The sequence below is a fragment of the Tolypothrix sp. VBCCA 56010 genome (genome assembly GCF_050875635.1).
Classification (GTDB): Bacteria; Cyanobacteriota; Cyanobacteriia; order Cyanobacteriales; family Nostocaceae; genus Hassallia.
The window spans coordinates 1-9,478 of sequence record NZ_JBPAOH010000215.1; the positions used below are offsets into that span (position 1 = coordinate 1).

The 9,478-nt window shown below is 41.9% G+C and carries 14 protein-coding genes and 6 pseudogenes; 7 read left to right on the forward strand and 13 right to left on the reverse strand.

From position 1 onward, the window contains the following. The coding region (locus AABK37_RS37805; protein WP_432556579.1) for a hypothetical protein at positions 1 to 186 on the forward strand (186 nt) is incomplete at its 5' end. Positions 187 to 332: 146 nt separating this feature from the next. Next, on the forward strand, positions 333 to 854 hold the full coding sequence (locus AABK37_RS37810; protein WP_432556580.1) for an FAD-dependent monooxygenase: 522 nt from the start codon (positions 333 to 335) through the stop codon (positions 852 to 854). Here AABK37_RS37810 and AABK37_RS37815 read toward each other — a convergent pair. The 3 genes and pseudogenes from AABK37_RS37815 to AABK37_RS37825 form a co-directional block, all read right to left on the reverse strand. After that, a pseudogene (locus tag AABK37_RS37815) lies at positions 789 to 941 on the reverse strand (HlyD family efflux transporter periplasmic adaptor subunit); the annotation flags it as partial. The gene AABK37_RS37810 and the pseudogene AABK37_RS37815 sit on opposite strands and share 66 nt — an antisense overlap. Positions 942 to 1,187: 246 nt before the next feature. Further along, entirely contained in the window at positions 1,188 to 1,832 is a 645-nt protein-coding gene (locus AABK37_RS37820) for a biotin/lipoyl-binding protein (protein WP_432556581.1), read from the reverse strand. 58 nt (positions 1,833 to 1,890) lie between these two features. Continuing rightward, positions 1,891 to 2,085, reverse strand: coding sequence for a hypothetical protein (locus tag AABK37_RS37825; protein ID WP_432556592.1), 195 nt, complete (start codon positions 2,083 to 2,085; stop codon positions 1,891 to 1,893). A gap of 112 nt (positions 2,086 to 2,197) precedes the next feature. Here AABK37_RS37825 and AABK37_RS37830 point away from each other — a divergent pair. Then, positions 2,198 to 2,594, forward strand: a pseudogene (locus AABK37_RS37830) (four helix bundle protein). 33 nt (positions 2,595 to 2,627) lie between these two features. On the opposite strand, the pseudogene AABK37_RS37835 reads toward AABK37_RS37830, so the two are convergent. The 3 genes and pseudogenes from AABK37_RS37835 to AABK37_RS37845 form a co-directional block, all read right to left on the reverse strand. After that, positions 2,628 to 3,179 (reverse strand): annotated as a pseudogene (locus AABK37_RS37835) (ABC transporter ATP-binding protein); the annotation flags it as partial. 498 nt (positions 3,180 to 3,677) lie between these two features. Further along, a pseudogene (locus AABK37_RS37840) lies at positions 3,678 to 3,911 on the reverse strand (cyclic nucleotide-binding domain-containing protein); the annotation flags it as partial. Positions 3,912 to 4,082: 171 nt separating this feature from the next. After that, positions 4,083 to 4,955: a peptidylprolyl isomerase gene (locus AABK37_RS37845; RefSeq protein ID WP_432556582.1), complete on the reverse strand. Its 873-nt coding sequence runs from the start codon at positions 4,953 to 4,955 to the stop codon at positions 4,083 to 4,085. A 238-nt stretch (positions 4,956 to 5,193) separates the two neighbouring features. Between AABK37_RS37845 and AABK37_RS37850 the strand changes: the two genes are divergently transcribed. Continuing rightward, positions 5,194 to 5,736, forward strand: coding sequence for a hypothetical protein (locus AABK37_RS37850; protein ID WP_432556583.1), 543 nt, complete (start codon positions 5,194 to 5,196; stop codon positions 5,734 to 5,736). A 22-nt stretch (positions 5,737 to 5,758) separates the two neighbouring features. Continuing rightward, positions 5,759 to 6,109, forward strand: coding sequence for a hypothetical protein (locus AABK37_RS37855; protein ID WP_432556584.1), 351 nt, complete (start codon positions 5,759 to 5,761; stop codon positions 6,107 to 6,109). Between the two features lie 108 nt (positions 6,110 to 6,217). Here AABK37_RS37855 and AABK37_RS37860 read toward each other — a convergent pair whose 3' ends face one another. Beyond that, positions 6,218 to 6,370: a hypothetical protein gene (locus AABK37_RS37860; RefSeq protein WP_432556585.1), complete on the reverse strand. Its 153-nt coding sequence runs from the start codon at positions 6,368 to 6,370 to the stop codon at positions 6,218 to 6,220. A 53-nt stretch (positions 6,371 to 6,423) separates the two neighbouring features. Between AABK37_RS37860 and AABK37_RS37865 the strand changes: the two genes are divergently transcribed. Further along, the gene (locus AABK37_RS37865; protein ID WP_432556586.1) at positions 6,424 to 6,924 is read left to right on the forward strand and encodes a hypothetical protein; all 501 of its coding nucleotides are present in this window, start codon (positions 6,424 to 6,426) and stop codon (positions 6,922 to 6,924) included. Here the strand turns inward: AABK37_RS37865 and AABK37_RS37870 are convergent. From AABK37_RS37870 to AABK37_RS37895, 6 genes and pseudogenes are all read right to left on the reverse strand, one after another. Beyond that, complete coding sequence (locus AABK37_RS37870; RefSeq protein WP_432556587.1) at positions 6,917 to 7,072, reverse strand: hypothetical protein; 156 nt, start codon at positions 7,070 to 7,072, stop codon at positions 6,917 to 6,919. The two genes, AABK37_RS37865 and AABK37_RS37870, sit on opposite strands and share 8 nt — an antisense overlap. Beyond that, entirely contained in the window at positions 7,069 to 7,272 is a 204-nt protein-coding gene (locus AABK37_RS37875) for a hypothetical protein (RefSeq protein WP_432556588.1), read from the reverse strand. The genes AABK37_RS37870 and AABK37_RS37875 overlap by 4 nt, the downstream gene beginning before the upstream one ends. Then, complete coding sequence (locus AABK37_RS37880; RefSeq protein WP_432556589.1) at positions 7,265 to 7,465, reverse strand: hypothetical protein; 201 nt, start codon at positions 7,463 to 7,465, stop codon at positions 7,265 to 7,267. Before AABK37_RS37880 ends, AABK37_RS37875 begins: the two co-directional genes overlap by 8 nt. 129 nt (positions 7,466 to 7,594) lie before the next feature. Next, on the reverse strand, positions 7,595 to 7,834 hold the full coding sequence (locus AABK37_RS37885) for a hypothetical protein (protein ID WP_432556590.1): 240 nt from the start codon (positions 7,832 to 7,834) through the stop codon (positions 7,595 to 7,597). A 36-nt stretch (positions 7,835 to 7,870) separates the two neighbouring features. Next, positions 7,871 to 8,167, reverse strand: a complete 297-nt coding sequence (locus AABK37_RS37890; protein WP_432556591.1) for a hypothetical protein — start codon at positions 8,165 to 8,167, stop codon at positions 7,871 to 7,873. Between the two features lie 596 nt (positions 8,168 to 8,763). Then, positions 8,764 to 9,037, reverse strand: a pseudogene (locus tag AABK37_RS37895) (reverse transcriptase domain-containing protein); the annotation flags it as partial. 37 nt (positions 9,038 to 9,074) lie between these two features. On the opposite strand from AABK37_RS37895, the pseudogene AABK37_RS37900 reads away from it, so the two are divergent. After that, positions 9,075 to 9,478, forward strand: a pseudogene (locus AABK37_RS37900) (IS1 family transposase); the annotation flags it as partial.

The window sequence follows — 9,478 nt, forward strand, 5'->3', positions numbered from 1 at the left end:
ACTACCCAATCTGGAATAATTTTTGGTCTGCCTGTAGGGATACCAAGCTTGAGCATTGCTTCAAGTCCCCCATTTCTATATTGGCGTAGCCATCTTTGTACAGTTACGCGATCGCGTCCTCAAATTACGCTTAAGTGCTGCACAGTATCAACTTGTTTACTTTTCAGCTATATTCAACGCTTGTAATCTTTCTTTACCGCTTGCAGTTTTTTGTTGAGCCAGAAGCCTTTTGAGGTCTTCTTGCGATTCCGTTATTTGAATTGAAAGTACTCGTGACATCTGAAAAACTTTATACAATGCTCTGGGAATAAATGTAGCACGTTTAAAACCAAATGGTATTACCAGCAGATGAAGTTATTCAAACAGAAGTTTGTATTGTTGGTGCAGGACCTGCGGGGATTACGCTGGCGCGAGAATTGATTGGGCAAGACTTTCGAGTATGCTTACTAGAAAGTGGCGATTTAGAATTTAATCAAGAGACGCAATCTCTAAGTGAGGGTGAAACTGTTGGCGATCCTTTTCCAAACTTACAAGATATGCGTCATCGTCAGTTTGGTGGACCCAGCAGGGGAGTTGGTACGGTATATTCCTTCCTGAAATCAACAACTGCTGAGTTTCAAGTTCCACCTTTGCGGGGAACCTGTAAAAGGGATAAATCTGGTCTGGTGGTAATGCATTACTATCCAATCCACACGAGTTTACCCTTAATATCGCCAAATTCACGCTCACGGGAACGAATCGATACGCACATCTACCGTCATCCCCTCTTTCACAAACCCGATATCTTTGTTGGTGATATAGACTTTGGCTATAAGTTTATCGTTGGGAACCACTTTCAAGATGGGTTCGCTTGATGTGACAACAAACCCAGGCGTGTGTGCCTTCAATTCAAAGATTGTACCATTAGCAGGCGCTTTTATTTCCTGATATTTCAGGTTCATTTTGGCTTGACTAATTTGACTGTCCGTCTCGGCTATTTTTTTATTATTTTCGACTATCGATGACGTAAATTGCGAGTCAATTTCAGCAATCTTCTTATTATTTTCTGCTATAGTATTAAGCCAATCCCTACGTGAGACAGCTACAGTCGAATGTAACTTAGCAATTCCTTCTGCAATTGAAGCTCGCAAACGTGCTTTTTCTTGCGTAAGTTGGTCAATTTCACTTTGTGCGTTCCTTACTTCTTGTTATTGTTTGAAGTATTGAATTTTGGAAATACCCCCATCTTTCATTAAAGGGGTAATATTATCAAGAATACCTTGGTTCATCTTCAGGGTATCTTTGGTACTGACAAGTTTAATATCGGTTTGCTGAAATTGTCGTCTTAATTGGTCGATTTGTGAAATTGCAGCAGTTACTCGTGTGTCAAGTTCGGCTTGGTTTGATAAGATGCGTTCCCGTTGTTCTAACGTTAATTTACTAGCACTGCTACTACCATCTAGCTGGGTACGGTATACTTGATTTTCTGCTATTAGTGTAGCCCGACTTTTAGTTAAATCAAGTATTTCAGTTGGAATTTTTAACTTTGTGACATCAACAGAAGTAGCACCTTTTAATTGAGACTGGTAAAACTGGTTTTCTTGAACTAGAGAAGCACGAATTTTCTGCAAAGATTGCATCTGTGCAATGCCTGTTGTATTATCAAGTGTAAGCAAGCGTTCTCCAAGATGAACTTGCTTGCCATCAATAACAAATATTTGTTTAACTACTCCACCCACAGGTGCTTGTACATCTAGTGTTGCACCACTAGCTGACAATTTACCAGTAGCGGATACGGCTTCTTCAATTAAGGCTAAATTTGCCCAAATGATAGTACCAGTAGTTACTACCATCAAACTCCATAGAATTGCTCTTGACCATTTTCTTGGTTGTTTTAATATTACTGGTTGGTCAAATTTGGGTACGTAACGTGGTGCAGTATTGGGTGGTTTGGGTTGATGAGGAGATGGGGAGATAGGGAGATGGGGAGATGGGGAGATGGGGAGGTAAAAGATGATATTGCAGAACTATTGATGCCATTATTTGAATAATTGGCAGATTCATTATTTGGGTATTTACCATTCCCATTATTTGAATGATTCCCATTGCTATTATTGCTATTATTGCTACTCATGTTAGTTTGTTGTTACGGGTTTTTCCGAAAAGAAAAAGTATTAGTATTATTGTATATATATCAATCAAGAAACTCTCATTAAAAATGGGTACAGAGTTAGTTAAAAGTCACAGACATTTAGAAGTTTATCAAATGGCATTTGATGCTGCTATGCAAATCTTTGAATTGTCGAAAAATTTTCCAGTTTAAGAAAGATATTCTCTAACTGACCAGATTCGACGTTCGTCTCGTTCTGTGTGTGCTAACCTGTCGGAAGCATGGCGTAAAAGAAGATATGAAGCCGCAGAAGATTGCTAAATTGAGCGATTCAGAATCAGAAGCTGCTGAGACTCAAACTTGGATAGAATTTGCTGTAAAATGTGGTTATTTAGAACGTGAAATTGGTCGAAAAATTTTCCTTCTTTATAACCAAATTATAGGAAAACTAGTCAATTTAATTGCTAATTCTTCTGCATGGGTTCTACCTCCAAAAAAAAAGTAACAAGATTTTCTCTCCCCATCTCCCCATCTCCCTTTATTCACCTGCTGCTTCTTGTTGTTGATAAAGGCAATAATAAAGACCTTTCATCCCCATCAATTCAGCATGAGTCCGCTGTTCTGCAATTCTCCCCTGGTTCATCATCAAAATCACATCAGCATTTTGAATAGTTGGCAATCTGTGCGTGATAAACAATACCGTGCGTCCACGGAATGCTGCTGCCAGATTCAAACAAACTTGCCTTTCAGTGGCATAATCCAAAGCACTGGTAGCTTCATCTAGAATTAATAGCGGTGGATTTTGCAATACAGATCGTGCGATCGCTATTCTTTGTCTTTGTCCCCCAGATAATGCTGAACCCCTCTCCCCAACCCTAGTTTCATAACCATTGGGCAGATTCATGATAAAATCGTGGGCGCAAGCAATATGAGCAGCTTCAACAATTTCTTCTGGTGTAGCATCCGGGCAAGTTAAAGCAATATTTTCCTTTACAGTGGTATCGAATAAGAGAGTATCTTGCAGCACCATGCCAATTTGTTGACGCAGGGAGTACAATTCGACTTTGCTAATGTCGTAACCGTCAATTAAATCGACTGGTCCTCGTCCATGAACGTAGGGATATTTGACTTGTTGTGCGTTGTTGCTTTCTTCTGGTGCTTCTGGTTTTAGAGGTGCAAATGGGACGTTTACCCAAGGATTTGCTTGAATCGAAATATCGGATTCGGTTGTAGTTACTGGTTGGGAAAATGATAATGTAGGGTATGTTAAGCCAATGAGACGAATTCCCTTACCCGTTGCTTGAATATTACCCGCATCGGTTGGGTTGATAGCACTTCCAACCGAATAATTATCACAAGTGCTGCTAACTAACCATAGCAGATTCGGATCTAGTTGTTGAAGTGGCGTTTTACCTGGCGGTAAGTTGAGTACAGTTGCGTGGTGAAGAGATGCGATGGCTAATTCTTTTAAATTATCTACAACTTTACCGCGACTAACTAATTCTGCACCCAATAGGTCGTATATTTCAATCAGAGTGCATTTGTTGCAAAATGCATTTTTTAGGATTGGTTCAAATTCAAGCAGTGCGAGAAAATCTGCTGCTTTAAGTGTAAGACAGATTGATTCGGTTGATGCGATCGCTGTTTCACTCAATACTCCACGTACAATGGAAGCAGCACCGATAATCGCACCTGGTTCTAGTAATTTCAACGTTTCCGGAGCATCTGCACCTTGAGCGTATCCCAGCAATCTTGCTTTGCCTTGAAAGAGAATGTTAACTCTTGCTGGTAGGGTTTCTCGTGTCAGAATTGCTTGTCCCATTCTATAACGCAATGGTTCGAGTTTTGCGGCGATGCGTTCTATGGTAGTGGGGTCAAGTCTGTCAAAGGGTGGAATGCTGGCGTTTGAACTCTACAATGGTGGTAGTGCTTTCTATCATTGCGTTACTAAGAACGAAGAAGTTAGGACCGAAGTTGGAAGAAGTTGAAGAAATTAAAAATGCATGTTGGTTGTAGTTAAAAATCGATCTGATAGCTCTGTTAGCTCTTCTCTCTTCTTTCTTCCTTCTTCCTTCTTCCCTCTTCCTTCTTCCTTCGTGAGTAAAACTGGAGTAGATGCACTTGGGATTGGGTAATTGTCGTTGGTGTTAAGTGAAATTGGTGATCTTTGTAGTTGTTCAGCTAACCATTGTTCAAATAAGTGATTGAGCAACATGGTGCGTGTAGTATCATCTAACAGGGAAGGAACCAATTTTTCCAACCGTATAATTACGTACCAATTCTCCAGCTTGATGGGTGTCCACAACTGTCCTGGTTGGGAGATGGAGAGTTTTTGTGCGATCGCTGGGTGGGGTTGCGATAGTGGAACGGGTCCGAGCAATCCTCCTGTTTGTGCTTCTTGTCCTTGTGAGTATATGGCAGCACAATCGGCAAAGCTTTGTTCTCCTGCTTTGATGCGGAAGTATAGTTCTTGTGCTATTTCTGCGTCTTGGATGCGGAGGAGGGAGTAGACAACTTTATCGAGTTGGGGTTTGTATTGGAGGAAGAGTGATTCTAGTTTTGAACCGCAGGTGGCAAGTTTTAATTTTTCAATCCGCAGTTCTCTTGTGGCTATGATTTCGAGCTTTTTTAAGGTAATGCTGTAATGTTTTAACCAAGCTTCTCTTGCTTGTGGTGTGGAAATTTGGTGTTTTTCGTAAAACTGCTCTAGTGCGTTGGTAACTTCTTGGGGGGTACACTGAATTGGGGCAATCGCTTCTGATATGATGAGCGATCGCTGAAATTGCGGTAATATTTGGTATTCAGCTAGCAGTGGCAGAATTTCTGCTTCTGTGATGATACGGTTACCGATTTGGATGTGAGCCATAGAAAGCAAGCTTTTAAAAGAGCTTGGGTAAATGCTGTTTGACGAGGAACTTCGTTGGTTGTGGTTGGAGCCATGACGCTTTTCATGATGGCTCGATTGTTGTAATTAGGCAATGATGAGTATACCGTTACAGTCGGGGATGGGAGTGAGTACGAATATCAAAATACGCTCACGCACGGTAATGTCAATAACAGCAACCTTTTTTTAATACCTTTTTTTAATACCTTCCGATGACGGCTTGGAACAAGCGAATTACAAGCTTGCATCCAGCGGCATTAGTTTGTTTATCCTGAAAAACCGCTTGCAAGCCATTGCCAATAATTTCGGAGTAATAATTGTAGATCCCCCACGCAAGGTGCGATCGCCGAAAAGCTCAAACTTCCCGGGCGTGCTGGTGATAAGTGGGTTATCCCAGCAGAAGCGTTCCGTCAAGAAAGTGCAGTCTTTGGTACGAACACTCGAACTGGTAAAAGAATTCAAAGGTGCATTACCCTATGGCTCACTCGTGGGAGTAGTCCCCTTTCGTGCCAAGTGGACGGGTGTAAATCCAACCAAAGCTACCGTCATCAGTATCACGCTCATGGGTGAAATAGTGGGAAAAGATTTGATGTTACCCCACCTGCTCGAATCTGATGTATATAAAAATGCCATCAACCAACGGGTATCCCCAACAGACTTAGGACAGCCAAATCTTGAATATCCAATTTCAGTATTGGCGCAGAAGCTAAAACCAGCATTAGCCGAACAGTACGCAAAACTAATCCCCTACGTAACAGTGTAATTTATAGTACTAAGAGTTACTCATGAGCCTATTAGATGAAATTCGCGATCGCGCAACCCAACCTACCGTAGAACCACGTATTCATGTATTGCAGCAAGAGAAGATTGATGACACGTTGAATGCGATCGCACAGCAACCAAACGAAGTGTCCGAACTTAAACGCCTAGAAGAATTACTCGCCAACTTTCCAGAAATTGCTGCTAGAATACCCGTGAGGTTGGAAATCCCGATTAAAGACGAACTTGACGAACTGTGCAACCGAGAAAAAGTCACAATCGAAACATTACTCGAAGCATTTTACATAACTTGTAAGGACAAGGAATCGGTATCGCATCAAGGGCGTGACGCATCGTCGGCTGTGAAGAATCACTAATTATTTGCGGTATGGTAATTATTACGGCATGAAATTTACTCTTAACAGTCGCTTAAATAATTTGAAATTGTAAGCTTTGAAAATTTTTACGTTCACGACAGCATCTGATTACTCGAATGCTGGCTGATAAATTGAGCGCAACTCCTCCACTGTGTTCGCTGTTTCTATCGCAGACAAAATTGCTTCTAATATGCTTACATCTTGAATAGTCTCAATTTCTGGTAATAAATTTTGATCCGAAAAGCCAAATTTAAGTTTCAAATTCGCACTTCAATCATATCGAATACTAATTACGACTATTTATTTAATAAGCAATGAGCAATTCCGCATCACCAAAGTCAAATATTGGTGCAAGAATACCGTCTCCATGGTTGGCAGAACTAGATGCATATGTAAAAGCGAGTGGAAAAACAAAAAGTGATGTTATTAACGAGGAAAAAGGAGATTATCTCAATAAAAGCCAGGTGACTATTGTTGACCGAATTACCACAATCGAAAAGAAATTAGCACAAAATAATCATAATTTTGATATTGCACTATTAAACCAACGTTTCGACAAGTTAGAAGATATTCTGCAAGCAATATTACAAGCGCTTGGTGATATCAAACCCGAAATAAAAATAGTTGAAAAATTGAGGGAGACGATTTCCGATGGTGAACGGTATGGAGGTATTACCCAAACCGAATTGCTAGAAAAATACCAGCTTTCGTACCAAATAACCAGCCTGACAGCATCACCCTCCCAGTTCCCCAAGCACGTATTTTGCAATTTCTTTGGGGTTTGGGAGGCGCATCGGTACCCAATAATTATCTGACATAAAGTACCCCCTCCTTGAATGCCTGAAAATCAGAACGACACTGAACAAGTGCTGCATGTAACTCAGTATTTTTGATGTGCAGCCAGATGGCGATGGAGAGCGCCGCCACTCCTAAAAATAACGAAGTGGGGTCGCTCTGTCTCATTCTTTGCCTCCAGATTGGAGGTAGGGCAGCACTGCTAAGATGATTTCTTGGTCTTGAACCGTGCGTCCCAAATTGGGCGCTCCTGCATCATTAGTAGCAATTATTACAGCAGCTTTCTCGGCTAAGTCTTTGGGTACGCCGCGCTCTTCACAAGCTCTTAGGTTTGCACCGTAAAGGTTTGGGTCAAAAGGTTTACTCATCGTTACCCCCTTTACACTTAGCTGCATCCAGGATAGTAGTCCGCCGATCAAGAGTAAGGTTGGCGCTGCCGTTACAGGGTACGAATTCCAGTTCCAAGTAAGTACCCAGGCGGTAAAGGGCATTGTCCTTTGCTTCTTCTGACGAGGCAACTTCGTAAAACTTCAGTTGCCTTTCGACGTATTTATCTGACATCATGGGATTGCTCCTTATTTTTAGAAAGGGGTCGAAACCCAGTATTAAGCGTTACGGTTACTGAGTTTCGGGTTTTTACACTTGAAGAGGCGATCGCACTAAGACAGCGTAATCTAGGCGATCGCTTTTTCATTGGTAGTCAAATCTTCCACTCTTGTAGGTTGCGGCTGTGGTTGCTAATTCCAGCAAGCCTGCATCGTCCATCTCGCAGTCGAGAATTGTCTGATGGGAAATATCGCTAAAACCCCACTCCTCGCACTGATGCTCAAGTGTCGTTTTTTCGCGAATGGCGATGATTGCTAAACAGCCCAATCCGGTTAACTGGACGCGACTTAAGTGAAAAAGAATTTCTTCGATTTGGTCGTTCATGGCGTTGGTGTGTAGTGGTTTGAAAGTGAAACTCGCTCAAGAGCGCCCGCCGCCAACCATCAAAACCTCTCGGTCTGATAGTCGAACGGCTTTCGAGCGAGAAACCTTGATCATCGGAAACGAGCCATCGGGGGAGAGACTAAAAACTTCGTAGTTTTTCAAAAAGTTCCATTCGACGGGTGTTTTATCTGAAAGTCCGTTGTAGATGACAGCGGTCATCTCAGTTAATTTCTCAAGTACAAGAGCTAGCGCCAAGGGGTGGTCAAATTTACTATCATTGGAAAATTGGAGTGCATAGAAGTGGTGATTATTGCTGCATAGGCATTGACTCATATATATTTGCGCTTCCTTACACGCTTACACTACGAAGCATTAAGGGCGTGTTTTGAAAATGCCACTACTGGGCCGCCCTGTAGCGCCCACAGTTCACACCAAACAATCTGAATAAAGCCGTCGCCTTCTTGCGGTAGGGACGGCTTTTTGATGGGTGCGATCGCCTCTCGCACTGCGATCGCACTTCTTGTAGTGCCACTTTATAAACAAAATTTATGAAACGAACCTGAAGAAGAAGCATACTTACCTCAGCTGCCCAAATAATTGAAGCTGCCCAAATTAACGAACTAGCCGCAGCATCTGAGCTAGCGGTAACGCTCACTACGTAACTTGATTGACTTTATCGAGGATCGCAGCCCGGACGTTGACAGAATCGCTGCGACTCACACAGCTGCATTTTACTTACATATTCTGCCTAACCTTCTTCTAGGCGACCCGCAGAAGATGCAGCAATTAAGCGCGATCGCCCTTCGAGTTTTCTAACACTTAAAAACTAAAAACAGAACCAAAACTTACGAGGCGATGGGCGGCTTTTTGATGGGTGCGATTGCAGTGCGATAGGCGCGATCGCCGAACATACCCCTCTTCTGTCACTTTCCGGATTTAATGCATGACGGGGCGATAAGGTTTTCCATTATTGTGGTATGGCTAATCCTATCGAAACATTTCTCAATATCGAGTTCTATAACTCTTTTATTGATTCCGTTTGCGCTGGATCTTAGGTTTATTTGCAGAATCTTTTGAGCATCATGTGCTGAACGTCCCGGTCTAAACCCATAGATCTTTGCGTGGAATATGGCTTCGTGCGCGGGATAAGAGTGCATATTTAGCAAGACATTGCCATGCCCTATCCGCAATAGTGGGAATTTGGCGTTGCATAATTGAAGTATGAATTCAAGCGATCGCTATGCAATGTCCAAGGTGTGCATCAACTCATATCCGCAAGAATGGCAAAAAATATCGTAAACAAAATTACATTTGTGTCAAATGCGGTCGTCAATTTATTGATTCTTATGAGCCGCAAGGATACTCGGAAGAAATTAAACGTTAGTGCTTAGAAATGTACGTGAATGGCTCTGGCTTCCGTCCAATAGAAAGAGTGAAAAAAGTACACCATACAACAATAATTAATTGGGTTAAAACGATTGGGAAGACCTTGCCAAACGCTCCAAATTCTGATGAAATTCCGGAAATAACTCAGGTAGATGAATTAGAAACTTTTATTGGTCAAAAAAAACAAAATTTGGTTATGGACAGCAGTAAATAAGCATGTTCCAGGTATTATAACCGGGGTTTTAGGAGATAGAAGTT

What these genes read in the sequence shown, in the direction of transcription:
- AABK37_RS37880 (WP_432556589.1), bottom strand. Translation starts at nt 7,465, where the DNA reads ATGTCAGATAAATACGTCGAAAGGCAACTGAAGTTTTACGAAGTTGCC.
- AABK37_RS37855 (WP_432556584.1), top strand. Translation starts at nt 5,759, where the DNA reads ATGAGCCTATTAGATGAAATTCGCGATCGCGCAACCCAACCTACCGTA.
- AABK37_RS37825 (WP_432556592.1), bottom strand. Translation starts at nt 2,085, where the DNA reads ATGGGAATCATTCAAATAATGGGAATGGTAAATACCCAAATAATGAAT.
- AABK37_RS37890 (WP_432556591.1), bottom strand. Translation starts at nt 8,167, where the DNA reads ATGAGTCAATGCCTATGCAGCAATAATCACCACTTCTATGCACTCCAA.
- AABK37_RS37845 (WP_432556582.1), bottom strand. Translation starts at nt 4,955, where the DNA reads ATGGCTCACATCCAAATCGGTAACCGTATCATCACAGAAGCAGAAATT.
- AABK37_RS37885 (WP_432556590.1), bottom strand. Translation starts at nt 7,834, where the DNA reads ATGAACGACCAAATCGAAGAAATTCTTTTTCACTTAAGTCGCGTCCAG.
- AABK37_RS37875 (WP_432556588.1), bottom strand. Translation starts at nt 7,272, where the DNA reads ATGAGTAAACCTTTTGACCCAAACCTTTACGGTGCAAACCTAAGAGCT.
- AABK37_RS37870 (WP_432556587.1), bottom strand. Translation starts at nt 7,072, where the DNA reads ATGAGACAGAGCGACCCCACTTCGTTATTTTTAGGAGTGGCGGCGCTC.
- AABK37_RS37810 (WP_432556580.1), top strand. Translation starts at nt 333, where the DNA reads ATGGTATTACCAGCAGATGAAGTTATTCAAACAGAAGTTTGTATTGTT.
- AABK37_RS37865 (WP_432556586.1), top strand. Translation starts at nt 6,424, where the DNA reads ATGAGCAATTCCGCATCACCAAAGTCAAATATTGGTGCAAGAATACCG.
- AABK37_RS37820 (WP_432556581.1), bottom strand. Translation starts at nt 1,832, where the DNA reads ATGGTAGTAACTACTGGTACTATCATTTGGGCAAATTTAGCCTTAATT.